Annotated in this window: 25 protein-coding genes; 11 read left to right on the top strand and 14 right to left on the bottom strand. The window is 64.2% G+C overall.

Annotated features, from left to right (window positions below):
• Positions 1-50: 50 nt before the first annotated feature.
• The 7 genes from phaR to rluD all read right to left on the bottom strand — a co-directional run bounded on the left by phaR (position 51) and on the right by rluD (position 6,984).
• Positions 51-659 (bottom strand): polyhydroxyalkanoate synthesis repressor PhaR, encoded by a 609-nt coding sequence (gene phaR, locus AC3QL2_RS04520; protein WP_493232254.1) that lies wholly within the window; start codon positions 657-659, stop codon positions 51-53.
• 105 nt (positions 660-764) lie between these two features.
• Entirely contained in the window at positions 765-1,505 is a 741-nt protein-coding gene (gene phbB, locus AC3QL2_RS04525) for an acetoacetyl-CoA reductase (protein ID WP_493232253.1), read from the bottom strand.
• A gap of 39 nt (positions 1,506-1,544) precedes the next feature.
• Positions 1,545-2,285: an acetoacetyl-CoA reductase gene (gene phbB, locus AC3QL2_RS04530; protein ID WP_493232252.1), complete on the bottom strand. Its 741-nt coding sequence runs from the start codon at positions 2,283-2,285 to the stop codon at positions 1,545-1,547.
• A gap of 123 nt (positions 2,286-2,408) precedes the next feature.
• Entirely contained in the window at positions 2,409-4,148 is a 1,740-nt protein-coding gene (locus AC3QL2_RS04535; RefSeq protein ID WP_493232251.1) for a PHA/PHB synthase family protein, read from the bottom strand.
• Positions 4,149-4,433: 285 nt separating this feature from the next.
• On the bottom strand, positions 4,434-5,222 hold the full coding sequence (locus tag AC3QL2_RS04540) for a ZIP family metal transporter (protein ID WP_493232250.1): 789 nt from the start codon (positions 5,220-5,222) through the stop codon (positions 4,434-4,436).
• A 62-nt stretch (positions 5,223-5,284) separates the two neighbouring features.
• Positions 5,285-6,022: a peptidoglycan editing factor PgeF gene (gene pgeF, locus AC3QL2_RS04545; protein ID WP_493232249.1), complete on the bottom strand. Its 738-nt coding sequence runs from the start codon at positions 6,020-6,022 to the stop codon at positions 5,285-5,287.
• Positions 6,019-6,984 (bottom strand): 23S rRNA pseudouridine(1911/1915/1917) synthase RluD, encoded by a 966-nt coding sequence (gene rluD, locus AC3QL2_RS04550; RefSeq protein WP_493232248.1) that lies wholly within the window; start codon positions 6,982-6,984, stop codon positions 6,019-6,021. The genes pgeF and rluD overlap by 4 nt, the downstream gene beginning before the upstream one ends.
• Before the next feature lie 10 nt (positions 6,985-6,994).
• Between rluD and AC3QL2_RS04555 the strand changes: the two genes are divergently transcribed.
• Both AC3QL2_RS04555 and AC3QL2_RS04560 read left to right on the top strand, forming a co-directional pair.
• Positions 6,995-7,798 (top strand): outer membrane protein assembly factor BamD, encoded by an 804-nt coding sequence (locus AC3QL2_RS04555; protein WP_493232247.1) that lies wholly within the window; start codon positions 6,995-6,997, stop codon positions 7,796-7,798.
• 21 nt (positions 7,799-7,819) lie between these two features.
• Positions 7,820-8,338, top strand: a complete 519-nt coding sequence (locus tag AC3QL2_RS04560) for a DUF2946 family protein (protein WP_493232246.1) — start codon at positions 7,820-7,822, stop codon at positions 8,336-8,338.
• A gap of 57 nt (positions 8,339-8,395) precedes the next feature.
• On the opposite strand, the gene AC3QL2_RS04565 is transcribed toward AC3QL2_RS04560, so the two are convergent.
• Together AC3QL2_RS04565 and yihA are read right to left on the bottom strand one after the other, a co-directional pair.
• Complete coding sequence (locus tag AC3QL2_RS04565; RefSeq protein WP_493232245.1) at positions 8,396-9,835, bottom strand: mannose-1-phosphate guanylyltransferase/mannose-6-phosphate isomerase; 1,440 nt, start codon at positions 9,833-9,835, stop codon at positions 8,396-8,398.
• A gap of 93 nt (positions 9,836-9,928) precedes the next feature.
• On the bottom strand, positions 9,929-10,546 hold the full coding sequence (gene yihA / locus AC3QL2_RS04570; RefSeq protein WP_493232244.1) for a ribosome biogenesis GTP-binding protein YihA/YsxC: 618 nt from the start codon (positions 10,544-10,546) through the stop codon (positions 9,929-9,931).
• A 112-nt stretch (positions 10,547-10,658) separates the two neighbouring features.
• On the opposite strand from yihA, the gene AC3QL2_RS04575 reads away from it, so the two are divergent.
• From AC3QL2_RS04575 to ccsB, 3 genes are all read left to right on the top strand, one after another.
• Positions 10,659-11,294: a c-type cytochrome gene (locus AC3QL2_RS04575; protein ID WP_493232243.1), complete on the top strand. Its 636-nt coding sequence runs from the start codon at positions 10,659-10,661 to the stop codon at positions 11,292-11,294.
• A 95-nt stretch (positions 11,295-11,389) separates the two neighbouring features.
• On the top strand, positions 11,390-13,441 hold the full coding sequence (locus tag AC3QL2_RS04580; RefSeq protein WP_493232242.1) for a cytochrome c biogenesis protein ResB: 2,052 nt from the start codon (positions 11,390-11,392) through the stop codon (positions 13,439-13,441).
• Positions 13,442-13,456: 15 nt separating this feature from the next.
• Positions 13,457-14,596 (top strand): c-type cytochrome biogenesis protein CcsB, encoded by a 1,140-nt coding sequence (gene ccsB / locus AC3QL2_RS04585; RefSeq protein ID WP_493232241.1) that lies wholly within the window; start codon positions 13,457-13,459, stop codon positions 14,594-14,596.
• Between the two features lie 7 nt (positions 14,597-14,603).
• Here the strand turns inward: ccsB and AC3QL2_RS04590 are convergent, their stop codons facing one another.
• The 5 genes from AC3QL2_RS04590 to ffh all read right to left on the bottom strand — a co-directional run bounded on the left by AC3QL2_RS04590 (position 14,604) and on the right by ffh (position 20,034).
• Complete coding sequence (locus AC3QL2_RS04590; RefSeq protein ID WP_493232240.1) at positions 14,604-15,440, bottom strand: ferritin-like domain-containing protein; 837 nt, start codon at positions 15,438-15,440, stop codon at positions 14,604-14,606.
• Positions 15,441-15,530: 90 nt separating this feature from the next.
• Positions 15,531-16,076, bottom strand: a complete 546-nt coding sequence (locus AC3QL2_RS04595; protein WP_493232239.1) for a phasin family protein — start codon at positions 16,074-16,076, stop codon at positions 15,531-15,533.
• A gap of 204 nt (positions 16,077-16,280) precedes the next feature.
• Positions 16,281-16,898 carry a response regulator transcription factor gene (locus AC3QL2_RS04600; RefSeq protein WP_493232238.1) on the bottom strand — a complete coding sequence of 206 codons (618 nt, stop codon included), beginning with the start codon at positions 16,896-16,898 and terminating at the stop codon, positions 16,281-16,283.
• A gap of 79 nt (positions 16,899-16,977) precedes the next feature.
• Positions 16,978-18,510: a PAS domain-containing sensor histidine kinase gene (locus tag AC3QL2_RS04605; protein ID WP_493232237.1), complete on the bottom strand. Its 1,533-nt coding sequence runs from the start codon at positions 18,508-18,510 to the stop codon at positions 16,978-16,980.
• A gap of 162 nt (positions 18,511-18,672) precedes the next feature.
• Positions 18,673-20,034 carry a signal recognition particle protein gene (ffh, locus tag AC3QL2_RS04610; protein WP_493232236.1) on the bottom strand — a complete coding sequence of 454 codons (1,362 nt, stop codon included), beginning with the start codon at positions 20,032-20,034 and terminating at the stop codon, positions 18,673-18,675.
• Between the two features lie 38 nt (positions 20,035-20,072).
• Here ffh and AC3QL2_RS04615 point away from each other — a divergent pair, with 38 nt between their 5' ends.
• The 6 genes from AC3QL2_RS04615 to AC3QL2_RS04640 all read left to right on the top strand — a co-directional run bounded on the left by AC3QL2_RS04615 (position 20,073) and on the right by AC3QL2_RS04640 (position 26,556).
• Entirely contained in the window at positions 20,073-20,900 is an 828-nt protein-coding gene (locus AC3QL2_RS04615) for a cytochrome C assembly family protein (RefSeq protein ID WP_493232235.1), read from the top strand.
• Positions 20,901-20,953: 53 nt separating this feature from the next.
• Complete coding sequence (locus tag AC3QL2_RS04620) at positions 20,954-22,228, top strand: HlyC/CorC family transporter (RefSeq protein WP_493232234.1); 1,275 nt, start codon at positions 20,954-20,956, stop codon at positions 22,226-22,228.
• Positions 22,229-22,321: 93 nt separating this feature from the next.
• Entirely contained in the window at positions 22,322-24,043 is a 1,722-nt protein-coding gene (gene pilB / locus AC3QL2_RS04625) for a type IV-A pilus assembly ATPase PilB (protein ID WP_493232233.1), read from the top strand.
• Positions 24,044-24,065: 22 nt separating this feature from the next.
• Positions 24,066-25,310 (top strand): type II secretion system F family protein, encoded by a 1,245-nt coding sequence (locus AC3QL2_RS04630; RefSeq protein ID WP_493232232.1) that lies wholly within the window; start codon positions 24,066-24,068, stop codon positions 25,308-25,310.
• Positions 25,311-25,325: 15 nt separating this feature from the next.
• Entirely contained in the window at positions 25,326-26,177 is an 852-nt protein-coding gene (locus AC3QL2_RS04635; RefSeq protein ID WP_493232231.1) for a prepilin peptidase, read from the top strand.
• A gap of 112 nt (positions 26,178-26,289) precedes the next feature.
• Positions 26,290-26,556 (top strand): FmdB family zinc ribbon protein, encoded by a 267-nt coding sequence (locus tag AC3QL2_RS04640; RefSeq protein ID WP_493232230.1) that lies wholly within the window; start codon positions 26,290-26,292, stop codon positions 26,554-26,556.
• The last annotated feature ends 20 nt before the right edge of the window (positions 26,557-26,576 follow it).

The raw sequence follows: 26,576 nt of genomic DNA on the forward strand, positions 1-26,576 counted from the left end.
ACCTGAAGGGAAAAGCATAAGGGCCGCGACAACAGCGCGGCCCCGTTGAGTTACTTGTTCGGCGTGCCAGGAGGCGGCTCACTGGCCGGCGCCTGCGGGTCTTTCTTGTCGGCGGGGAAACCTGCGCCGAAATTCGGGAACTGGAACCCGGAGAACAGATTGCGCGTCTGGCTGTCGAGTTGCTCCTGCATCTGCGTGTACATTTTCTTGCTCTGTTCCATGTACGCGCCCATCATGCTCTGCATGGCCGGCCCCTGGAAGTTCAGGAACTGGGCCCACAAATCCTGGTTGACGGTGGCATTGTCACCGTAGACCGAACGGACCTGCTCCTGCATCTTGGCCTGCATGTCGGTAAAGGCCTTGATGTTATTCTCGAGATACTTGCCCATCATGCCCTGCATGGCATTGCCATAGAAGCGGATCATCTGGGACAGCAGGTCGCTGGTGAACATGGGTGCACCACCGGCCTCCTCTTCGAGAATGATCTGCAGCAGGATGTTGCGGGTCAGTTCTTCACCCGTCTTGGCGTCGACAACCTGGAAATTGGCGTTTTCGAGGACGAGTTCCTTCACGTCAGAGAGCGTGATGTAGGAACTGGTCTGGGTATCGTAAAGGCGGCGGTTCGGGTACTTTTTTATCAGGCGAATTTGATCAGCCATCTGTGTCTTCTCCTCGGCGAAAGGTTCGCCGCGGATGATTATACTGCGCTGCGCAAGAAAAAGCCCCGCACGGGGCGGGGCTTCCGTGAGCCATTTTGCAACCGATTACTGGTAGTACAGGCCGCCGTTCACGTTGAGGGTGGCGCCGGTGACGTAGCCAGCCAGCTCGGAGGCCAGGTAGGCCACGGCTGCACCGATTTCTTCCGGCTTGCCGAGACGCTTGGCGGGCACGGTTTCGATGATGGCGTTACGGACTTCTTCCTTGATCGCCATGACCATGTCGGTGCCGATGTAGCCCGGGGCGATGGCGTTGACGGTAACACCCTTGGTGGCCAGCTCGGCAGCCAGGGCCTTGGTGAAGCCGATCACGCCAGCCTTGGCGGCGGAGTAGTTGGTCTGGCCGGCCTGGCCCTTGACGCCGTTCACCGAGGAGATGTTGATGATGCGGCCAAAGCCACGCTCGGCCATCTTCGGGGAGATGGTGTGGGTGACGTTGAACAGGCTGGTCAGGTTGGTGGCGATGACGGCATCCCACTGACCCTTTTCCATCTTCGGGAAGAACTTGTCGCGGGTGATGCCGGCGTTGTTCACCAGGATGTCGATCGGGCCGACTTCAGCGGTGATCTGCTCAACCGCGGCCTTGCATTGCTCGTAGTCGGAGACGTCGAAGCCGTACACCGGCACGTCCAGGCCTTCGGCCTTGCGGGCTTCAACCCACGCATCCTTGGCGGGGTCGCCCGGGAAGAAGTTGCCGACCACACGGACACCAGCGGCAGCCAGGGATTTGACGATTGCAGTGCCGAGACCACCGACTGCGCCAGTAACGAGAGCGATGCGTTGAGTCATTTCACTTTCCTTTTTGTTGCGGTGCCAGATGAACACCGATTAGAACATATGCTGACCGCCGTTGATAGAGATGTTGGCCCCGGTGACGAAGGCCGCCTCGTCCGATGCCAGATAGGCAATCAGACCGGCGATCTCCTCCGGCTTGCCGAGGCGGCTCATCGGAATCTGCGGCAGGATCTTGGTTTCGAGGACCTCTTGCGGAATGGCGGTGACCATCTTGGTGCCGATGTAGCCCGGCGAGATGGTGTTGACCGTCACCCCTGCCTTGGCCACTTCCAGCGCGAGCGCCTTGGTGAAGCCATGCATTCCGGCCTTGGCGGCGGAGTAGTTGGTTTGCCCGAAGGCCCCCTTGATACCATTGACCGACGACACGTTGATGACACGCCCCCATTTGCGCTCGACCATGCCGTCCATGACCTGCTTGGTCATGTTGAAGACGCTGTCGAGGTTGGTGCTCATGACGGCGTCCCAGTCAGCCTTGGTCATGCGCTTGAAGGTCATGTCGCGGGTGATGCCGGCGTTATTGACCAGCACGTCCACGGGGCCGATGTCGGTGGCCACCTTTTCGACGCACTGCTTGCACGCGTCGAAGTCGGCCACGTCGCAGGGATAAGCCTTGAAGCCGTAGCCCATGTTGTTCATGGTCTGCAGCCACTCGCCGGCCTTTTCGTTGCCCGGCGAATAGGTTACGACCACCTTGTAACCAAGGGCAGCCAGCTTGATGCTGATCGATTCCCCCAGGCCACCCATACCACCGGTCACCAGTGCTACTCGTGCCATGTTTTTCTCCCTCCTTGTTTCGATGTATGCGGGGGTCGCGCAGACGTCGACAGTGCCCCCACCACCTACTCACTGCCGACGTGTTCTTTATTGGTTTTTGTCGGTCTTCAATCGCAAGCCGATTCAGGCTTTTTCTTTTACGTAACGTCCGGGCGCCGCTTCGATCACTTTGTATTTGGCATTGCCCGGCTTGTTGCGCGCAGCCACCTGGCTACCACTGCGCGGCTTGAGCCATTCTATCCAGTGCAGCCACCAGCTGCCCTTCTGTTCTGTGGCAGATTGCAACCATTCTTCGGGAACCGAGGCGGTGGACTCGCTGGTCCAGTAGCTGCGGCGGTTCTTGGAGGCCGGATTGATGGCGCCGGCGATGTGGCCGCTGGCACCGAGCACGAAGGTGGTTTCACCGCCGAGGATCTGGCGGACCAGGTAGGCGCTGGCCCACGGCACGATGTGGTCTTCGCGGGTAGCGAGCAGGTAGGCCGGCAGGTCGACCTTGCCGAGGTCCACCTTGACGCCGAGCATGTCGAGCTTGCCGGGCACGCGCAGGTTGTTCTCGAGGTACATGTTGCGCAGGTACCAGGCGAGGAAGGGGCCGGCCAGGTTGGTGCTGTCGGAGTTCCAGTACAACAGGTCGAAGGCTTCCGGGGTCTTGCCCTTCAGGTAGTTGCCGACGACGTACTGCCAGATCAGGTCATTGGCGCGCAGGCTGGAGAAGACCTGAGCCAGTTCCTGGCCGCGCAGCAGCCCGCCCTTGCCGATGGCGGCCTCGCGGGCGGCCACCGAGGCTTCGTCCACCAGGCAGCCGATTTCGCCGGCGTCGCTGAAGTCGAGCAAGGTGGTCATCAGCGTGAGGCTCTCGGCCGGATCTTCGCCCTTGGCGCGCAGCACGGCGAGCGCGGACGACAGAATGGTGCCGCCGACGCAGAAGCCGAGCACATGGGGCTTTTGCACCTTGGTGACTTCACGGACGACCTGCAGCGCAGTGATCGGGCCTTTTTCCAGGTAGTCGTCCCAGCCGAAGTGGGCCTCTTCGGCCTTGGCGTTCTTCCACGACACGAGGAAGACCGTGAAGCCCTGCTCGACGATGAAGCGCACCAGGGAGTTCGCCGGCTGCAAGTCCATGATGTAGAACTTGTTGATGCACGGAGGGACGATCAGCAGCGGCGTCTTGTGGACCTTGTCGGTCAGCGGCGCGTACTGGATGAGCTGGATCAGCTCGTTTTCGTAGATGACCGAGCCCGGCGTGGTGGCCAGGTTGTGACCAATCTCGAAGGCCGAGTCGTCGGTCATCGAGATGCGGCCCTTCTCCATGTCGCCGATCAGGTTCTTGATGCCCTGGGTGATGCTCTCACCCTGGGTGTCGAGGGCCGTCTTGATGAACTCGGGGTTGGTCGCCGCAAAGTTGGACGGGGACATGGCCTCGACGTACTGGCGCGTGAGGAACTGCATGCGCGCCTTGGCGCGACCGTCGGCGATGGGCAGCGCATCGGCGAGCTTGCCGAGGTAGTCGGAATTGAGCAGGTAGGCCTGGCGGATGTAGTCGTAGACCGGGCTGGAGGACCACTCGGGGGCATTGAAGCGGCGATCGCCGGGCTGCGGCTTCACCTGCGGCTCGACAGGCTCGCCCGGTTTGGTCTGGGCGATGCTCGCCCACAAGCGGGCATGGGCCTCGGCCAGGGACTTTTGCAGTGCGGCGAGCTCCGCGGCTTCGGGCGGCGGGACTTGCTGAGCCGCTGCCGGCGCCACCTGCTGGATGGCGGCGTTCTGCTTGCCGAGGAAATCGAGGAAACCTTCGGCCAGGGACTGGCCGAACTTGAACATGCCCTGCAGGGCTTCTGCGGACTGCTCCGGTGTTACAGACATCCAGCTCTCCTTTGTTGTATCCGACCAGGAAAATCACAGCGCAGTTGTTGCCGGAGCGGGCAGACGCGATGCAGAACTGCACGCGTCTCGACCCCGGGCCCGTACGACGGCCTGTAGAATCCGGGTATGTATATTGTCGCTATCGCTTGGATTTTCGTCGCCTTGATGGCTACCGTGACTGAAACCACGGTTGTCGGCGCCGTTCTTACGTTCTTGTTCTACGGGCTTGCGCCGCTCTCCCTGTTTTTGTGGATTTTTGGCACATCGGCCCGCCGCCGTCGCCGCTTAGCCCAGCGCCCGCTCGGCGAGGGGGTGGGCGAAGACGATGGAGGCAATGCCGGCGGCAATCAATAATACCTGCTGGATGGTGGCGCGCAATTCCGTTCGCTTGTGCAAACCCGGAATGAGATCCGCCACGGCCACGTAGATCATACTCGCGGCTGCCAGGGCGAGGAACATCGGCACCAGCGCCTGTACGCGGGACAGCGCGAAATAGGCCAGCAGGCCGCCGACCAGGGTTGCAACACTGGACAGCAGGTTGAAGGCAAGGGCCTTGGCGCGGCTGTAGCCGGAGTGCAACAGGATCAGGAAATCGCCGACTTCCTGCGGGATTTCGTGGGCGATGATGGCCAGCCCGGTGACGATGCCGAGGGGCGTGCTCTCGACGAAAGCCGCCGCGATGAGGATGCCGTCCACGAAGTTGTGGAAGGTGTCGCCGACGAGAATCAGCAGGCCGCTGCGCCCGTGGTCGTGACCGCCGCCGCCATGGTGGTGATGTTCGTGGCCGTCGCAGCCTTCGTCATGGCAGTGGCGCCACAGCACCAGTTTTTCGAGCACAAAGAAGATCAGGATGCCGCCGAGCACGTTCATCGCGGCGCGCTCGGGGCTTTCCGCCGCCTCGATGGCGTGGGGCAGCACCTCCAGGAAGGAGGCGCCGAGCAAGGCGCCGATGGCGTAGCTGATCAGGATGGGGACCCAGTTGGGGCGCGCCGCAAAGGCGAACCCGGAGGCGACCAGCACGCTGAGCAGGCCGCCGGCGAAACTCATGAAGATGATCCAGGCAAGGGGAGTCATGGCTCTACAGCTTTCAGGGGGCCGGGCAGTATAGCTTTAGTCGCCGTCTCGACTGCGGGGACTTAAGCCAGCCAGATCAGGCTGGCCATGCGGCCGGTCCGGCGATCGCGCCGGTAGGAGAAGAAGCGCGCCGCGTCGGTGACGGTACAGGCGTCGCCGCCATGAACGGCGTGGACACCCAACCGGGCCAGGCGCTGGCGGGCCAGCAGATAGATGTTGGCAAACCATTTTCCGGGTAGCGCGCCGGGGCGGAAGGCCGCATCGGCGGCGGGATCGACGGCCAGGAAGGCGGCACGAACCTCGTCGCCGACTTCGAAGGCTTGCGGGCCGATGGCCGGGCCGAGCCAGGCCAATACCTCAGACGGCGGCACCGCCATCCTGGCTACGGTCGCTTCGATGACACCATCAACCAGGCCCCGCCAGCCCGCATGAGCCGCGCCGACGACGGTGCCGGCACGGTCACACAGCAGCACCGGCAGACAGTCGGCAGTCATCACCGCGCAGACCTTGCCCGCCACCCGGCTCACCGCAGCGTCCGCCTCGGGCACGCCCGCATGCTGCCCGGCGGCGTCGACAACGTGGATGCCATGCACCTGGTTGAGCCAGCAGGGTTCATCCGGCAGTTCGGCGCGCAGCACCGCCCGGTTGGCAGCCACCAGGGCCGGCTCGTCACCGACATGAACGCCCAGATTGAGGGAGTCGTACGGCGCCGTGCTGCTGCCGCCGAGGCGGGTGGTGGACAGGGTCCGCACGTTGGCAGGCGCTGGCCAGTCGGGATGAATCCAGGAAGCGGCACTCATGGCTTGGGGTTCTCGCGCAGGATTGCCAGCAGGCTCTCGATGTCAGCGGCCAGCGGCACATCCCAGCGGCCGGCCTCGCCGCTGCGCGGATGGATGAGGCCAAGCTGCCAGGCGTGCAGCGCCTGGCGCGGAAAGGCATCGAGCCGCGGATCGGCGCTGCGGGCCTTGCCATAGGTGGTGTCGCCGACCAGCGGGTGGCCGATGTGCGCCATATGTACACGGATCTGGTGGGTACGGCCGGTTTCCAGCTGGCACTCGACGAGGCTTGCACGGGCAAAGCGCTCGATGACGCGGTAATGAGTAACCGCCTCGCGGCCGCCAGGCACGACAGCCATCTTGGTGCGCTGGACCGGATGGCGCCCGATGGGCGCGTCCACCACGCCACTCGGCGACGGCTCGCCATGCACCAGCGCATAGTAGTGACGTTTGACGGAGCGCGCCTGCAGCTGGCGCACCAGGTCGGTCTGAGCTTCGAGGGTCTTGGCGACGACCAGCAGGCCACTGGTGTCCTTGTCCAGGCGATGCACGATGCCAGCCCGCGGCAGTTCGCGAAAGACTGGGCTGTGGAACAGCAGCGCGTTGAGCAGGGTACCCGACCAGTTGCCGCTGCCCGGATGGACGACCAGGCCGACCGGCTTGTTGATGACGGCGATAGTGTCGTCCTCGAAGACCACCTCCAGCGGGATGTCCTCGGCCTGTTCGGCGAGCATCGCCTCGGAGGGCTCCGGACTGACGAAGAGGGTCTCGCCGCCCCACACCTTGGACTTGGCATCCGGCGAAGCGCCGTTGACGAGGATCCGCCCGGACTTCAGCCAGGACTGCAGGCGACTGCGGGAATGTTCAGGAAAAAGGCGAGCGAGGGCCTGGTCGACACGCAGACCGGCACAATCATCGGGAATCGACTCGCGTCGCGGCGAAGGGGAAGAAGAGGCTGGGCTATAATCGAGCCAGTCTTCTTCCAATGAGTTTTCAATGGCGCATTTCACCCTGCGTAGTTTAACGCTTACCGGCTTCCTGCTGCTTGCCGGCTGCAGCAGCCTCCCCGACCAGGTGGACGAAACCGTCGGCTGGAACGCCCAGAAGCTGTATTCAGAAGCCAAGGAGTCCATGTCGGATGGCGCTTGGGACCGCGCCATCAAGATGTTCGAGAAGCTTGAGTCGCGCTACCCCTACGGCCGTTACGCGCAACAGGCCCAGCTCGAGGTGGCCTACGCCTACTACAAGTCGAACGAGCCGGCCTCGGCCGTCGCCGCCTGCGACCGCTTCATCAAGCTGCACCCCAACCACCCGAACGTGGATTACGCCTACTACCTGAAGGGGTTGGCGAACTTCAACGAAGACCTGGGGCTGCTCGGCTCGCTGGCCAACCAGGATTTGTCGGAGCGCGACCCGAAGGCGACCCGTGAATCCTTCGACACGTTCAAGGAACTGGCCCAACGCTTCCCGGACAGCAAGTACACGCCGGATGCCAAGCTGCGCATGCGCTACCTGGTGAATGCGCTGGCGTCTTATGAAGTGCACGTGGCCCGCTATTACTACAACCGCGGCGCCTATGTGGCGGCGGCCAACCGGGCCCAGGGCGCACTCAAGGACTTTCCCCAGTCGCCGGCCATGGAAGAGGCCCTGTTCCTGATGGTCAAGAGCTACGACGCGCTGAAGATGAACGACCTGCGCGACGACGCCGACCGCGTGCTGCACAAGAACTTCCCGAAGAGCCGCTACTTCGCCGCCAACGGCTCGACGTCCAGCAACGCTCCGTGGTGGAAGATGTGGTGAACGCCGGAACAGCGAATCTCCATGGATGAAGCAGTCCGCCTGGCTCTCGCCAAATGGCCGAACGTACCCTCGTGCACGGGCTGGCTGCGCCTGAGCCGGCGCGGGGAGTGGTGGGTACCCGAAGGACCGATCCGTCATGCCGGGCTGCGCGGCTTCATCGGCCGCAACTACCTGACCACGACGGACGGACGCTGGTTTTTCCAGAACGGTCCGCAGCAGGTCTTCGTGGATCTCGACTACACGCCGATGGTGCTGCGCCTTGCCGACCCCGACCGGCTGGAAACCCATACCGGCCTGCCCGTGGCCGCGCTCGACAGCGCCTGGCTGGACGAACACGGCAATCTGCTGCTGGGTAGCGAGTACGGCATTGCGCTGCTCGACGACCGCGACCTGGCGGCGATGCTGGACCACCTCGATGGCGACCTGGAAGCGGACGACAGCGCCATCACGCTGAACTGGGGCAGCCAACGCCTGGCCGTCGGGCGTATCCGCCAGGCCGAGGTGTCGGCGCGCTTCGGCTTCATCGACAAACCGGCCTGATCCGGCCGGCTGCCGCTACAGCAAGGGCCGGCACGCAGCCGCCCCCTTCTCTGCCACTCAGCCGCGGCCGTACTTGTCTTCGAAACGAACGATGTCGTCTTCACCCAAGTAGGCGCCGGACTGCACTTCGATGATCTCGAGGGGCAGCTTGCCGGGGTTGGCCAGACGATGCACGTGCCCCAGCGGGATGTAGGTGGACTCGTTCTCGCCAAGCAGAAAGACCTTGTCGCCATTGGTGACTTCGGCGGTGCCCTTCACGACGATCCAGTGCTCCGCCCGGTGGTGGTGCATCTGCAGGCTCAGGCGCGCGCCGGGATTGACGACGATGCGCTTGACCTGGAAACGCGGGCCGGCGTCGATGGAGTCATACCAGCCCCACGGACGGTGAATCTTGCGGTGCGCCGAGGCCTGGCTGCGCTGGCCAGCCTTGAGGGTGGCGACGATCTGCTTAACGTGCTGGGTCTTGTCCTTGCGCGCAACCAGCACCGCATCGGGCGTTTCGACGACGACTACATCATCCAGGCCGACACAGGCGACCATGCGGTCCTGGGCGTACACCAGCGTGTTGCGGCTGTCCTCGAACAACACATCGCCACGGGCCACGTTGCCGGCGTCATCCTTGTCGGCGATCTGCCACAGGGCGTCCCACGCGCCGACATCCGACCAGCCGGCGGACATGGGCACGACGCTACCGGAAATACCCAGATCGGTCGCACCTGCCAGTTTTTCCATCACCGCGTAGTCGATGGAATCGGACGGACAGGCCTTGAAGGCATCCTTGCCGACACGCACGAAATCGACGTCACGGGAACCGGCCTGCCAGGCTGCCACGCATGCCGCGTGCATCTCGGGCTGCAGTTGTGCCATGGCCTTCAGCCAGACACTGGCACGGACCATGAACAGGCCGCTGTTCCAGAGGTATTCGCCGCTCTCGAGATAACGCTGGGCGGTCGCCGCATCCGGCTTCTCGACGAAGGCGGCGATGGCCTTGCTGCCATCCGCACGGTCGGCACCGAAACGGATGTAGCCGTAGCCGGTTTCGGCATGGTCGGGGACGATGCCGAAGGTCACGATGGCGTTGTCCAGCGCAGCCGGGATGCCCGCGTCGATCGCGCCCTGGAAACCGTCCAGATCTCGGATCACGTGGTCGGCCGGCATCACCAGCAGCACAGGATCGGCCTCCTGCACCGCCAGGGCCGCCAGAGTGAGGGCCGGCGCGGTATTGCGGCCGAAGGGCTCAAGGACGATGTTGCTGCTGCTCTTGCCGCTCGCGCGCAGCTGCTCGGCGGTGACGAAACGGTATTCCTCGTTGCAGACGACCACCGGCTCGGCGGCCACCGGCAGGCGGCCGCCGAAGCCGTTCAGCCGCCCGGCCGTGGCCTGCAGCATCGTTTCGTTGCCGACCAGCGCCAGCAACTGCTTGGGGTACTGCTCGCGGGACAGGGGCCACAGGCGGGTGCCGGAGCCCCCGGAGAGGATGACGGGTTGAAGTTCCATGGCTCGATGAGGACTTTCACAAAATTGAAGCGCTGCACAATGCCATATGTTTTAACACAAAGTTGCCAATAAAACTCCCCCGTCATTCACGATTCACATATCCGGCATGCCCTCTTCCATGCCGGCAAGCCAGCCGCCAACCACCTTCTCAACATCCTCGACGCCGGTTTTCTTGAGGCTGGAGAAGAGCTGCACCGTCACATGCTCACCCAGCGGCTCGAGTTCCTTGCGCACCGCGGCGAGGGTTGCGGCGGCTTCACTGCGGGTGAGCTTGTCGCTCTTGGTGAGCAGCACGTGGATCGGCCGCCCGCTCGGCGCAAACCAGCCGATCATCGTGCGATCGAGTTCCTTGAGGGGATGGCGGGAATCCATGATCAGCACCAGGCCGATCAGATTGGGGCGCCGGGTCAGGTAGTCCTCGAGCAGATGCTGCCACTGGCGGCGCACCGCCTCCGGCACTTCGGCATAGCCGTAGCCGGGCAGGTCCACCAGCACGGCGCCGTTCTGCAGGCGGAAGAAGTTGATCAGCTGGGTGCGGCCCGGCGTCTTGGACACAAAAGCCAGCCGGGTGTGGTTGGCGAGGGTGTTGATGGCACTCGACTTGCCGGCATTGGAGCGCCCGGCAAAGGCGATCTCGGGGCCACGGGGCGCAGGCAGGCCGCTGGCCTTGGCAATGGAAATTTCGAACTGGGCGTTACGGAAGAGAGGCATGGGGAATGGCGTGGAGCTTGCGCGCTGGAGCTTTATTGCATCGCGCAAATGACTGGAATTGCTATAGAATAGCAGGTTTGAGACTTCCACATTCTTGGCTTCCGAGGACATCATGATCAAGCGTTCCCTGCTGCTTTCGTTGCTTCTGGCCACCGGTGCAGTTCAGGCTGAAGAGAAGGCTTCGGCCCAACCCGATCTGGCCAAGGCCAAGCAGACTGCAGAAACGGTCTGCGTTGCGTGCCACGGCGCAGACGGCAACAGCCAGATCCCGACCAACCCGAAGCTCGCGGGCCAGCATCAGGAATACCTCGCCAAGCAGCTGCGGAACTTCAAGAGCCAGGACGGCAAGCCCGCCGAGCGTGCCAACCCGGTGATGGGTGGCATGGCCGCTCCGCTGTCCGACGACGACATCAAGGGCCTGGCGGCCTACTTCGCCGGCCAGCAGCTCAAGCCCGAAGCCGCCAAGAACAAGGCCACCATCGAACTCGGCCAGAAGCTGTGGCGTGCCGGTGACCTGAAGCGCGGCATCCCCGCCTGTGCCGCCTGTCACGGCCCTGCCGGTGCCGGCCTGCCCGCCCAGTTCCCGCGCTTGTCCGGCCAGTTCTCCGACTACACCGAAGCCCAGCTGAGGGCCTTCCGTGCCGGCGAGCGTGCCAACGACCCGAACAAGATGATGCGCACCATCGCCCTCAAGATGACCGATCCGGAAATCAAGGCCGTCGCCGACTTCGCTGCCGGCTTGCGCTGAGTCAAGGCGCCTTTTCGCGCTGTCCGACTATAAAGAAAGGGGTGGTTCCGACCACCCCTTTTTCCATTTCCGCCCCGCTTATCTCGACGCCATTCATGCGACAGCGCAGCACTTCCCGCGCCTTCTACGAGCTGATCAGCTCGATGCGCTTTGCGATCAGCCTGCTGACCATCCTCGGGATCGCCTCCATCATCGGGACGGTGCTCAAGCAGAACGAGCCCTACAACAACTACCTCAACCAGTTCGGCCCCTACTGGTTCCCGTTCTTTGAAGAGCTGGGCCTTTACGCGGTCTATAACTCGGCCTGGTTCCTGGTCATCCTGGCCTTCCTGGTGCTGTCCACCACGGCCTGCATCGTGCGCCAGACGCAGCCGATGCTGAAGGACATGCGTAGCTTCCGCGAGCACGCAAAGGAAGCCTCACTGGCCGCCTTCCAACACCACGAACGCCTGCATACAGCCCTTCCCACCGACTCCGCTGCCCAGAAGGTTCAGGCCTACCTGGCCGCCAACGGCTTTCAGAGCCGGAGCGGCGCCCGCGAGGACGGCGTGCTGCTGGCCGCCAAGCAGGGCAGCTGGACACGCGTCGGCTACTTCCTGGCCCACTCGGCCATCGTGCTGATCTGCATCGGCGGCCTCCTGGACGGCAACCTGCCCCTCAAGATGCAGATGGCCCTCGGCGGCAAGACGACCACCTCGGGCAACCAGCTGATCTCCGACATCAAGCCGGAAAGCCGGCTGGGGCTGGACAACTGGAGTTTCCGCGGCAACGTCTTCATCCCGGAAGGCAAGAGCGCCAACGTGGCGATCCTCAACGTGAAGGACGGCATCCTGCTGCAGGACCTGCCCTTCACGGTGTCCCTGCGCAAGTTCCACTTGGAGCACTATTCGACCGGGATGCCGAAACGCTTCGCCAGCGACATCCTGATCACCGACAAGGCCAGCGGCAAGTCCGTCGAGAAGACCATCGAGGTGAACAAGCCCTTCGAGTTCGACGGCATCATGATGTACCAGGCCAGCTTCGAGGATGGCGGCTCGCGCCTGCACCTGCTCGGCCACGACCTGCGCAGCGGCGGCAAGACGCCCTTCCAGGCCGACGCTACCGTCGGCGAGGCCATCAAGCTCAAGCAGGACGGCCTCGACTACACGCTGGAACTGGGCAGCTTCCGCCCCTTCAATATCGAGAACATGGCCAACGAGGAGCCGGAGGCTGAGACCAGCACGGTGTCCAGGCTCGAAAAGCACCTCGGCAGCGGCGCCCGCTCGGTATCGAAGAAGGATCTGCGCAACGTCGGCCCGAGCTTCGAATACAAGCTGCGTGACTCCGCCGGCCAGGCCCGGGAGTACCAGAATTACATGCTGCCGATCGAGCAGGACGGCGCCTGGTACATGCTGGCCGGCATGCGCGACACGCCGGCAGCGCCGTTCCGCTTCATGCGCATCCCGATGGACCAGGACGGCAAACCGGACAGCTGGTTCACGATCCGCGGCATGCTCCTCGACAAGAGCCGCCACGCGGAGATCGCCAACCGCTTCGTCACCACCGCCCTGGGCCCGGATGCGGGCGAGACGGTGCGCGAGCGCCTGCGCGAAACCACCCGGAAGACGCTGGAGCTGTTTGCGCTCGGCGGTTTCGAGAGCCTCGGCAAGTTCATCGAGAGCACCGTGCCCGCCGCGGAGCGCGACAAGGCTGCCGACGTGTTCGTGAAGATCCTCGAAGGCTCGACCTGGGAAGCCTGGAAACTGGCCCGCAGCGCTGCCGGCCAGCCTCCGCTGGAACTGGACCAGAAGCTCGGCCGCCTGCTGCGCGACTCCCTGAACGCCACCAGCGACAGCCTGCATTACGGTGCGCCGGTGTATTTCCAGCTCGCCAGCTTCGAGGAAGTACGCGCCACGGTGCTGCAGGTGACCCGCTCGCCGGGTAAGCCGGTGGTGTATTTCGGCTCCCTGCTGCTGGTGCTGGGTGTCTTCGCAATGCTTTACATTCGCGAACGCCGGCTCTTTGTTTTGATCAAACACAACGGCGACGCACTGGTGGCCCTCAGCGCCAATCGCAAGTCGATGGACGTGGAAGAAGCCTTCCAGCGCCACCGCAAGGCTATCGCGGCCCTGCTCGACCCGGCCACCGCGCCGCCCGCCCAATCCTGATCCGAGGTCATACCCATGGACATCGCCCACTCCGGAACCCCGTCCCCGCTGCGCCGCATCGGCCTTGGCGACAGCCTGTTCGCGCTGGCTCTGGTCTGCGCAGCCGGCTTCGCCCTGAGCCAGTACGGCCGCTTCATGGACATCTACGACAAGGCGATCCTCGCTGCCGTCGTCCCGTCCCTGGCCGCCATCGGCTGGGCCTGGAAGCCCTTCCGCGGTTTCCTCGTCGCCGCCGCGGCGCTGGCCCTGCTGAGCATCACCCTGTACGGCGGCGATCTGGCCCGCGCCGAACAAGCCTTCTTCCTCAAGTACCTGATCTCCAGCCAGACGGCGATCATGTGGATGAGCGCGCTGTTCTTCATCGCCACCGGCGCCTACTGGATCGGCCTCATCGCCCGTTCCGACTTTGCCGAGAAGACCGGCTCGGCGCTGACCTGGAGCGCCGTGACGATGGGCACTACCGGCCTGCTGGTGCGCTGGTACGAGAGCTACCTGATCGGCACCGACGTGGGTCACATCCCCATCAGCAACCTGTACGAAGTCTTCGTGCTGTTCTCGCTGATCACCGGCCTGCTCTACCTATACTACGAGGGCCACTATGCAACGCGCCGGATGGGTGCCTTCGTGCTGCTGGTGATCTCGGCGGCGGTGGCCTTCCTGCTGTGGTACACCTTCTCCCGCGAAGCCCAGGAGATCCAGCCGCTGATTCCGGCGCTGCAGAGCTACTGGATGAAGGTGCACGTGCCGGCCAACTTCATCGGCTACGGCGCCTTCGCGCTGGCGGCGATGATCGGCGTGGCCGACCTGCTGGTGCGCAAGGGCATCCTGGCCAGCCGCCTGCCGCCTGCGGAGGTGCTCGACGACGTGATGTACAAGGCGATCGCGATCGGCTTCGCGTTCTTCACCATCGCCACCATCCTCGGCGCCCTGTGGGCCGCCGAAGCCTGGGGCACCTACTGGCAGTGGGACCCCAAGGAGACCTGGGCCTTCATCGTGTGGCTGAACTACGCGGCCTGGCTGCACATCCGCCTGACCAAGGGCTTGCGCGGCCCGATGCTGGCCTGGTGGGCGGTGATCGGCCTGGTGGTGACGGCCTTCGCCTTCGTCGGCGTCAATATGTTCCTGTCAGGCCTGCATTCCTACGGCTCGCTGTGAGCACTGCCTAAGCCTCGTTGCGACGGGGCCGGCCGCCTTCCAGGCGGGCGATCTCTCCGGCACTGAAGCCCGCCTTTCGGCGGGCTTCTACATTCAGCGGCTTGGGTGGCCAGGGGGCATCGAATTCGGTCATCAGGGCGAGATAGGTCGCTTCCGGCTCCAACCCACGCTCGGCGCAAAAATGGCGGAACCAGTGGTCGCCCAGCGCCACGTGGCCAATCTCGTCGCGCAGGATGATGTCGAGCACCGCAATCGTCGCGTCGTCGCCGATCTTTTTCAGCTTGGCAACGATCGGCGGCGTGGCGTCCAGCCCCCGCGCTTCGAGCACCCGCGGCACCAAGGCCATGCGCGTCAGCGGATCGTCGGCAGTCTTGACGGCCATGTCCCACAAACCGCGATGGGCGGAAAAGTCGCCGTAAGCAAAGCCCGCCGCGGCAAGCCGCTCGGTCACCAGGCCGAAGTGGTAGGCCTCCTCCTCCGCCACTTGCAACCAGCCGGCGTAGAAGTCCGCCGGCAAGCCACGAAAACGATAGACGCAGTCCAGCGCCAGATTGATGGCGTTGAATTCGATATGGGCAATTGCGTGCAGCAGCGCCGCCAGCCCCTCGGTAGAAGAGGGTTTGCGGTGCGGCACGGAGGTATGGGCGATCAACTCGGGTCGATCCGGCCGGCCGGCATCGATCACCGGCAACACGGGGCAGGCGCCTTCATCGGCAGGGCGCGGCAGCAAGCCCTGCTTCCAGTCCCGGCACAGTTGCGCCACCAGTCTGGATTTTTCGGCGGGATCAGGACACATCAGGGCCGCGTAGGCCCGGGCGTACATATCTTCAGGGGTTTCCGGCATGGCGCGATGGTACACCACCAAAAAACGAAAGGCCGCCTACATGGGCGGCCTTCCGCGGGCGCGATGACGCGCCTCTTTCTCCCCCCTCAATCACGCAGTCTTGCGCGCAGCCTCCCGGCGAGAGCTGGCAGCCGGCTTGGCGGCCTGTACGGCAAACGCCACATCCTTGAGCTGCTCACCGATCTTGCCGAAGTTCTCGAAGGCCGCCACCTGGGCCTCGACGCCACCACGCAGGACATCAAACCATGCATCGAAACCGGTCGGCGCGCCTTCCGCCAGACGGTCGATGTTGTGCCGGATCTGGCCGGAAGCCGTTGCGGCGGTATTCCGGAAAGCCTCGGCGAAAAGCTGGCCAACCTCGAGCAGCACTTCGTACTGCTGACGCGCCGTTTCGGAGGAACGCTGCAGCTGCGGCTGGAAGAAGCGGGCCTGCCAGTCAGCCAGGCTTGCCACGTCACGAACCTCGAAGAAGCCGGCGGAACCGGCCAAGGCCTCGCGAGTGAACTCCAGGTTGCTTTCAAGTTGCAGACGAACGAGCTTTTCAGCCTGATCCGCCAGGCCCTGCGCCAGTTCGATGAACTTGTCGAGCTCGGCGCCCTGCAGCGGCGCGAAACGTGCAATGCTGACCACGGTCATTCAAATCTCCTGTCAATTTGACGGTTTTCCATGGGTGTCTCCCCCATCCTTCCAGATTCGGTCCCGGACGGCACGCAGGCCATTCCGGCGCTGCGCATCGAGGTGCAGCAAAGAAGTTGGGCGGAGTATGTCATTGTCGGCCGCGGCCATGAAGACGGCATTTTCCCCGCGTCAATACAGGGAAAACCCTGATCCCATCGAAACTCAGTCCGTGTAGTAGCGGGCTTCGATCACCAGCCTGACCAGTTCAGCCAGGGATTCGACCTGCAGCTTTTCCATGACCCGCGCCCGGTGCTGCTCGACGGTCTTGATGCTGATGCCCAGATCCTCGGCGATCTGCTTGTTGAGGCGTCCCGCCACCATGCCGTCCATGACGTCCCGCTCGCGGGTCGTCAGGCCGTCCAGACGCCCCTGCACAGCATTCCACCGGGCCCCCTCCCGCCGGCGCTGGGTGGCCACCTGCACCGCTTCGCTGACGCGGTCGAGCAGCACCTGTTCGTTGAAGGGCTTCTGCAGGAAATCGAAGGCACCCGCACGCATGACCCGCGCCACCATCGGCACGTCGCCATAGGCGGACACAAAGATGATCGGCACGCGCTGGCCGATTCGTCCGAGGCGGTCCTGCAATCCAACGCCACTCAAGCCCGGCATGCGCACGTCGAGCACCAGGCAATGGGCACGCTCCAGCGCCTCGCCGTCATCCAGGAACTCCATCGCGCCCGGGTAGCAACGCACCGGAAAACCGAGGGTTTCGACCAGCAAACCGATCGACAGACGTACGGCATCGTCGTCGTCGACCACACAGACAAGCGGCCTGTTCATATTCGTCTCCCGGTCGGAAATCACTGCTTCTTATCGTTGTCCCAACAGGGTCGCACCCCCCATTCTTGCATGTACGCCCCTACCCAGCAGGCGGCGGCAGGGACAGGCAGAACGTAGTGCCCAGCCGTGTACTTCTTTCGACCCACATGCGACCGCCATGGTTCTCGATGATGGTCCGGCAAATGGCCAGGCCGAGACCGACCCCATCGGGTTTGGTGGTGACGAAGGGCGCAAAGGGATCCTCGCGCACGGTCTCGGCCAGACCGCCGCCACTGTCGCTGACCACCACTTCCACCATCCCGTCGGCGCCCTCGCGGGTCTCGATGCGCAACAGCCGCTCGCCCGCGACCTCGCTCATCGCATCAATGGCGTTCTTGGCCAGGTTACTGAGCACCTGCTCCAGCTGCACCTGATCCCCCTGCACCCAGGGGGACGGCTCGGCCAGCGCCAGTTGCCACTGCACCGCATGGGCGCGCGCCTCGAATTCCATGAAACGGACGATATCGGTCACGACGCCATTGATGGCAAGCGGCGCGGTCAACAGATCGTCCCTGCGGACGAAGCCGCGCACGCGATGCACGATTTCTCCCGCCCGCAGCGCCTGCTCGGCAATCAGCTGCAGTGGCCCCCGGATGCATTCGCCCACAGCCCCCAGTTCGTCCAGACGCCGCAAGGCCACAGCGCTGAAATTGCGCAGGGCAGTGAGGGGCTGATTGAGTTCGTGAGCCAAGGCCGAGGCCATCTCACCCACATGGATCAAACGGGCGGCACGGGCCAGTTCCTGCTGCTGACGTCTCTCCCGTTCGGCGCGGAGGTAATGGTCGTGCACATCGCGGACAGTGCCGATCATGCGCAAGGGCTTGCCGTTACGGTCCCTCTCCATGATCTTGCCGCGCAGGGCCACCCAGCGATACGCCCCGTCCTCGGTGCGCAGCCGGAACTCGACCTCGGTGATCGGCCGCACACCCGCCAAGTGTGCGGAGAAAGCTGCCACAGCCGTACGCACGTCATCCGGGTGCAAACGGGACGGCCAGATATCGTTGCCGCGCAGCGGCCGGTCTGCCGGCAAGCCGATGATCGCCCGAAACGTCTGGCTGACGTTTATCTCACCGCTTTCCAGCGCCCAGTCCCACAGGGCGTCACCATGCCCCTCGAGGGCAAACTGCCACAGCCGCTCGGACGCCTGCAATGCATCAGACAAGCTACGCGCTTCATGGATGTCCCGATATACGCCGATCATGCGGCGGGGCCGCCCCACGGCGTCGCGGGCGACCACTCGCGCCCGCGACGCCATCCAGCGATACTCGCCGCTCTTGCAGCACAGCCGGAACTCGGCGACAAAATCCGGCGATTCGCCGGACAGGCAGGCGGAGAGCTTGCGCTGTGCCTCATCCCGGTCGTCCGGGTGCAGCAAGGCTCCCCACTGGAGGCTGGCGGTTTCCTCGGGCACATACCCCAGCATCTCGCTCCACAACGGGCTCCGGTACAACACTCCGCTGTGGAGATCCCAGTCCCAGACGCCCTCGCCAGCCACCTCAAGGGCCAGACGCCAGCGCTCCTCATCCTCGCTCAGGTTCGCCAAAACGGTGCTCCCTCCGCCTTCGCGTTCCACCTGCAGCCCCTTGGCGGCTTCGCGCCCCCAACGGGGCGCCCTCAGTCCGAATAAAGACGGGCAGATGCAGGAATGCAAGCCCCGCCGCCTCCACCAGCCTGACATCGACACACATGGACACATTCCCGGGCAAATGCACTCGCCCGGCGAGCTGCCCCACCTTCAGCGCAGGCCACCGCCGGGCATCAGCCCCTTCATGGCGCGCATCATCTTCTGCATGCCGCCCTTGGAGAACTGCTTCATCATCTTCTGGGTCTGCTCGAACTGGCTCAACAGGCGATTCACCTCCTGCACCGTGACCCCGGCACCGGCAGCGATGCGGCGCTTGCGCGAGGCCTTGAGGAGTTCCGGCTTGGCGCGCTCGATCGGCGTCATCGAGTTGATGATGCCCTCGATGCGCTTGACGGCCTTTTCCTCGACGCCGCCCTGCAGCTGGCCGGCTGCCTGAGAAAACTGGGCCGGCAGCTTGTCCATCAGGCTCGCCAGACCGCCCATCTTCTTCATCTGGCCGAGCTGCTCCTTGAAGTCGTTGAGGTCGAAGCCCTTGCCGCTCTTCAGCTTCTGCGCGAAGGCCTTGGCCTTTTCCTCGTCGACGCCACGACGGGCGTCCTCGACCAGGGACAGGATGTCGCCCATGCCGAGGATCCGGCTGGCCATCCGCTCCGGGTGGAATTCCTCGAGGCCGGCCAGCTTCTCGCCGACGCCGGCGAACTTGAGGGGTTTGCCGGTGACATGGCGCACGGACAGGGCAGCACCGCCGCGGGCATCACCGTCGAGCTTGGTGAGCACGACGCCGGTCAGCGGCAGCGCGTCGTTGAATGCGCGGGCGGTGTTGACCGCATCCTGGCCGAGCATCGCGTCGACCACGAACAGGGTTTCGATCGGCTTGACCGCCGCATGCAGGGCCTGGATCTCCTCCATCATCGCCTGGTCGATGGCGAGCCGGCCGGCGGTATCCACCAGCAGCACGTCCATGTAGTGGCGGCGCGCGTAATCGACCGCAGCCAGCGCGATGTCCACCGGCTTCTGGTCCGGCGTGGATGGGAAGAACTCGATCCCGGCCTGCTGGGACACGGTTTCCAGCTGGGCGATGGCGGCCGGACGATAGACGTCGGTGGACACCGCCAGCACCTTCTTCTTCATCCGCTCGGCCAGCATCTTGCCCAGCTTGCCGGTGGTGGTGGTCTTGCCGGCGCCCTGCAGGCCAGCCATCAGGATGATCGCCGGCGGCTGGGTAGCCAGGTTGAGCCCGGTATGGGCGCCGCCCATCAGCTCGGTGAGCTCGCGGTGCACCACGCCCACGAGGGCCTGGCCCGGCGTCAGCGAACTGAGCACTTCGGTGCCGACGGCCTTTTCCTTGACCCGAGCAATGAAGTCCTTGACCACCGGCAGCGCCACGTCGGCTTCGAGCAGGGCCATGCGCACTTCGCGCAACGCGTCCTGGATGTTTTCTTCGGTGAGGCGAGCCTGGCCGCGCAGGGTCTTGACGACTTTGGCCAGTCGCGTTGTGAGGTTATCCAGCATGATGGTTTGGAACCGAGGCCTTGGAGTAAACTTGAACAATGCCCGCGATTCTACTTCATCTGCTCCCCGCCTCCCTGTATGCGCTGCTCGGCCTGCACTTCTGGCATAGCCGTTGGCATGCGCCGACCCAGCCTCCCCGTCAGGGATTGAGCCTGCGGGAGCGGATCGCCATGCTGGTGGCGCTGGCAGCCCACGGCGTCTCCCTGCACGGGGCCTTCTTCTCGCCGGAGGGCCTGCATTTCGGCTTCAGCCTGGCGCTGTCGCTGATGCTGTGGCTGGCCATGCTGTTCTACTGGATCGAGAGCCTCTACGCCCGCCTCGAAGGCCTGCAGACCCTCGGCATGCCGGTTGCCGCGATCTGCGCGGCACTACCAGCCATCCTGCCGGCCCCGCACCTGCTGGAGAACACCGCCTCGCCACTGTTCCGCGCCCACTTCGTGGTGGCCATGCTGGCCTACAGCCTGTTCACACTAGCCGCGCTGCACGCCATGCTGATGGCCATCGCCGAACGCCGCCTGCACGGCGCCCGCCTGACCCGCGCCTTCGCATCCCTGCCGCCTCTGCTGACGATGGAGACCCTGCTGTTCCGGCTGATCAGTATCGCCTTCGTGCTGCTGACCCTTACGCTGGGCTCAGGCATCCTGTTCTCCGAGGCCCTGTTCGGCAAGGCCTTCCGCTTCGACCACAAGACCGTCTTCGCCATCGTGTCGTGGGGTATCTTCGGCAGCCTGCTGATCGGGCGGCAGGCCTGGGGCTGGCGCGGCAGGAAGGCCCTGCACTGGACCCTCGCCGGCTTCGTGGCGCTGATGCTGGCCTACGTGGGCAGCCGTTTCGTCGCCGACGTGCTGCTCAGCCGGCCGGCTTGACAAGACTGCACCCGGACTGAATACTCGCCCGCACGTCATTTCTCCCACGCCTCGTGGACAGCATCCCCCTCTCCGCCCAGTCCGCCATCCTGGCCGCACTGCTGGCCTTGTCCGGCTTCTTCTCGATGGCCGAGACGGCCATGATGGCCGCCAACCGCTACCGCCTGCGCTCGGCGGCCCAACTCGGCTCCCGCGGTGCCCGGCTGGCCCTCGAACTGCTCGACCAGACAGACAAACTGCTCGGCATCATCCTGCTCTTCAACAGCCTGGTGAATGCCGCCGCCGCCACCCTGGTCAGCGTCATCACCGTGCAGCTGTTCGGCAGCGAAGAATGGGTACTGGGCATCAGCACCCTGCTGGTGACTTTCCTGATCCTCGTCTTCTCGGAAATCACACCCAAGGTCGTCGGCGCCAACCATGCCAACCGTCTGGCCTGTTTCGTCAGCTACCCCCTGGCGGCGCTCCTCAAGGGCCTTTACTCCGTCGTCTGGTTCATCAATCTGTTCGTGACAGGGCTGCTCAGGCTGCTGCGCCTCGACGGAGGAAACGCCCACGACACCCACACGCTGTCCACCGAGGAGTTGCGTACGCTGGTGCTGGAATCCGGCGCCTTCATTCCCCCCAAACACCGCAGCATCCTCCTCAACCTGTTCGAGCTGGAGGACATCACCGTCGAAGACGTGATGACCCCGCGCAACCAGATCGAGGCGGTCAACGTCGCCGATCCGCTGGACGTCATCCAGCGCCACCTGGCCACCTGTTACCACACCCGTCTGCCGGTCTTCGACGGGGAAATGAACGCCGTCATCGGCGTGCTGCACGTTCGCCGCGTACTGGGCCAAACGCTGGATCACGACCTGGCAGTGGCCGACATCCGGACCATGCTGTCGAGGCCCTACTTCATCCCGGCCAGCACGGCGATCTACTCGCAGCTCCAGTTCTTCCAGGAAAACCGCGAGCGCCTCGGCCTCGTCGTGGACGAATACGGCGAGTTGCTGGGCCTCGTGACGCTCGAGGACATCATCGAGGAGCTGATCGGCAAGTTCACCACGACGGCGCCCGACGCTGCGGACAAACTCAGCTGGGGAGCCGACGACAGCGTGCTGACGGATGGCAGCCAGCACCTGCGTGACCTGAACCGCAAGCTCGGCCTGTCCCTGCCCCTCGACGGCCCCAAGACCCTCAACGGCCTGATCCTGGAATGCCTGCAGGACATTCCGGAATCCGGCGTCTCGGTGAAGATCGCCAATGTCCCCATCGAGGTCGTCCAGGCCGAAGACCGCAGGATCAAGACCGCCCGTATATTCCGGCCACACAAACGCAAATGACCGTACCTGGTGTGCAGGCTTTACAAGCCTTGTCCGCGGCGGCATGATCGCCGCACGCCCCCGGCGGCCGCTCAACCCTATCGACGCTTCGGCATGTCTGCTAATCCCCAGGTCGCACTGAGCGGCCTCGCCCGCGCCCTCATCCAGCATGGCCGCCTGCTTGAAGCAGAGGCGGTCGGCTGTTCGTCGCCATCGGGCAATCCCAACGACTTCATCATGGCAGTCATCCAGCGCGGATTGATGAGCGCGCCGGACATCGCCCGCTTCGCCGCCGAGACCTTCGGCTCGCCGGTGCTCGATCTCGCTGCCTTCGATGACGCCTTCATCCCGGCAGACGCCATCGACCGCAAGCTGATGAACAAGCATCAGGTGGTCGCCCTCGGTCGGCGCGGCAACAGGCTGGCCCTCGCGCTGTCCGATCCGTCCAATCTGCGCGTGCTCGACGAGATCCGCTTCCAGAGCGGGCTGGCTGTCGATCCGGTGGTCGTCGAGGCCCCAAAGCTCATTGCCCTGGTGGAGAAGCTGTCGGAATCGGCCGCCGACGTGATCAAGGATCTCACCGGCAACGAATTCGACATGGACCTCCTTGGCAAGGAGGGCGCCGCCGAGACCCAGCAGCAACAGCAGGACGAGACGCAATCCGAGGTGGACGACGCGCCGGTCGTACGCTTCATCCAGAAGTTGTTGATCGACGCCATCAACGAAGGTGCGTCGGACATCCACTTCGAACCCTACGAAAAGTATTACCGGATCCGCTTTCGCACCGACGGCATCCTCCGCGAGATTGCCCAGCCACCGCTGGTGCTGAAGGAGAAGATCGCGGCGCGCATCAAGGTCATCTCCCGGCTCGACATCTCCGAAAAGCGCATCCCCCAGGATGGGCGGATGAAGCTCGTGCTGTCAAAGAACAAGGCCATCGACTTCCGGGTGTCGACGCTCCCCACGCTGCATGGCGAGAAAATCGTGATGCGGATTCTCGACCCGACCTCGGCGATGCTGGGCATCGAGGCCCTTGGCTACGAGCCGGATCAGCGGGACGCCCTGATGGCCGCGGTCGAGCGCCCCTACGGCATGATCCTCGTCACTGGCCCAACCGGCAGCGGCAAGACGGTCTCGCTCTACACCTGCCTGAACATCCTCAACAAGCCCGGAGTCAATATCAGCACGGCGGAAGACCCGGCGGAAATCAACCTTCCGGGGATCAACCAGGTCAACGTCAACGAAAAGGCCGGCCTCACCTTCGCATTCGCCCTGCGTGCCTTCCTGCGCCAGGATCCGGACGTGATCATGGTCGGCGAAATCCGTGACCTGGAAACCGCCGAAATCTCCGTCAAAGCCGCCCAGACCGGCCACCTTGTGCTCTCCACGCTGCACACCAACGACGCCCCGTCGACGCTGGAACGCCTGAAGAACATGGGCGTCGCGCCGTTCAACATCGCCTCGTCCGTGATCATGATCACCGCCCAGCGCCTGGCCCGTCGCCTGTGCACCTGCAAGCAGCCAGTGGACATCCCGATCGAAGCACTGATTTCGGCCGGCTTTTCCGAAGCCGAACTGGACGGCAGCTGGCAATCCTACGGCCCCAAGGGCTGCGAACGCTGCAAGGGCAGCGGCTACAAGGGGCGCCTCGGCATTTACCAGGTAATGCCGATCTCCGAGGAGATCGCACGTATAATCATGACAAACGGCAATTCGATGGACATTGCAGCCCAAGCCCAGTTGGAAGGCGTCCGAGATCTGCGTCAATCCGGCCTGCTTAAGGTCAAGCAGGGCGTCACCTCCCTGAGCGAAGTCCTAGCCTGTACGAACGAGTGATCGCCTCAAGCGGAACCCCCTGATGGCCACAACGAGCACAAAGAAGCCCGCCCCCCGAGGCGCCAGCACCACCCGCGAGCATCTCTTCGTGTGGGAGGGCAAGGACAAGACCGGGAAAATCATCCGTGGCGAGATGCGTGCAGCCACGGAAACCGTGGTCCAGACCATCCTGCGGCGCCAGGGCGTGCTGGCCCACAAGGTCCGCAAGCAATCCTTTGCCCGCGGCCGCAAGATCAACGACAAGGACATCGCCCTGTTCACCCGCCAGCTGGCCACAATGATGCGCTCGGGGGTGCCGCTGCTGCAGTCTTTCGACATCGCTATCAAGGGTTGCGGCAATCCCTCGCTGAGCCGCCTGCTCAACGACGTGCGCGCCAACGTGGAAACCGGCAGCAGCCTGTCCCAGGCCTTCCGCCGCCACCCCGAACATTTCGACGCCCTGTTCTGCAACCTCGTCGAGGCTGGTGAACAGGCGGGTATCCTAGACTCCCTGCTCGATCGTCTGGCCGTCTACAAGGAAAAGATTCTTGCCATCAAGAGCAAGATCAAGTCGGCCATGTTCTACCCGATCGCCGTGGTGGTGGTGGCCACCCTGGTGGTGGCGGTGATGATGCTGTTCGTGGTGCCCGAGTTCAAGAAGGTCTTCACCAGCTTCGGTGCCGACCTGCCCGCGCCGACCCTGTTCGTCATCGCCATTTCCGACTTCTTCGTCCAGTACTGGTACATCGGCTTCGCGCTGATCTTCGGCTCTGTCTTCGGTATCGCATACACCTACAAGCGCTCGGTGCCGATGCAGGTCGCCGTGGACAAGGCCATGCTGCAGATTCCGGTGATCGGTGAAGTGGTTCGCAAGGCCACCATCGCCCGGTGGACGCGCACCCTCTCCACGATGTTCGCCGCCGGCGTGCCCCTCGTCGAAGCGCTAGACTCGGTGGGCGGCGCATCCGGCAACGTGGTATACAAGAACGCCACGAAGCAGATCCAGTCCGATGTGAGCACCGGTACCAGCCTCACTGTAGCCATGCAGAACTCGCTGGTCTTCCCCACCATGGTGGTGCAGATGGTCTCCATCGGCGAGGAATCCGGCCAGCTCGATTCGATGCTCGGAAAGGTGGCGGACTTCTTCGAACGCGAAGTGGACGACGCTGTCGCCGGCTTGAGCCAGTTGCTCGAGCCCTTGATCATGGTCTTCCTCGGAGTGGTGATCGGCGGCCTCGTGGTGGCCATGTACCTCCCCATCTTCAAGCTCGGCGCCGTCGTCGGCTGACCTGCCTACCGCAACATGGACATCCTGCAGGACACGCTCGTCTTCCCGGCACTCTGCGCGCTGCTCGGCCTTTTCGTGGGCAGCTTTCTCAACGTGGTCATCCATCGCCTACCGCTGATGATGGAGCGGGAATGGCAGGAGGAGGCCGCAGCCCTGCGCGGCGAGGAGCCGGGCACACCGCAGCCGCGCTTCAACCTCGCAACGCCGCGCTCGCGCTGCCCGCACTGCGGCCATCTGATCGGGGCGCTGGAGAACATCCCGGTCGTCAGCTACCTGCTGCTGCGCGGACGTTGCCGGCACTGTGACGGACCGATCAGCGTCCGCTACCCGCTCATCGAAATGCTATGCGCGGCCCTGTCCTGGTTCACCGCCCACCACTTCGGCTTCGGCATGGCCGGCTGGGGTGCGCTGGTCTTCGTGTGGGCCCTGATCGCCCTGTGCTTCATCGACCTGGACACCCAGCTGCTGCCCGATAGCATCACGCTGCCGCTGTTGTGGCTGGGCCTGCTGCTGAACCTGTCGGAAACCTATACGGACCTCTCCAGCGCAGTGGTCGGCGCCTCGGCCGGCTACCTCACGCTGTGGGCGGTGTTCTGGCTGTTCAAGCTCACCACCGGCAAGGAAGGCATGGGCTACGGCGATTTCAAACTGCTCGCCGCATTGGGTGCCTGGCTGGGCTGGCAGGTCCTGCCGCTGACCATCCTGCTCTCCTCGGCGGTGGGTGCCGTGGTGGGCGTGGCGCTGATCGTCCTGCGCCGGCACGGCCGGGAAATCCCGATTCCCTTCGGTCCCTATCTGGCCGCCGCCGGACTGCTGGCCCTGTACTGGGGGCGTCCGCTGACGCAGGCCTACCTGGACATGCTGTAGCCCTCCGGACCTTGAAACTGGCACCCGCGCCCCCACATGGTGGACTGCGGGTCTGTTTCGCCCGATGTTGCGATGCGTTAAACTTCGCCCCATTGACTTTCCGGAGCTCGTCATGCCTATCTACGAGTACCGCTGCGGCAGCTGCGGCCACCAAAAAGACCACCTTCAAAAGATGAGCGATGCCCCGCTCACCACCTGTCCGGCCTGTGGCGCGGAAACCTACGCCAAGCAACTGTCGGCGGCCGGTTTCCAGCTCAAGGGCAGCGGCTGGTATGCCACCGACTTCAAGGGCGGCAGCGGCTCCAGCCCGAAGACCGAGGCAGCAAAATCCGAAAGCCCGGCGCCGACGCCCTGCGGCGGCAGTTGCGCGTGCCACTGACCCCGACGCACGCGAACTGC

It is taken from the genome of Zoogloea sp. GW822-FHT05C07 (assembly GCF_058800215.1).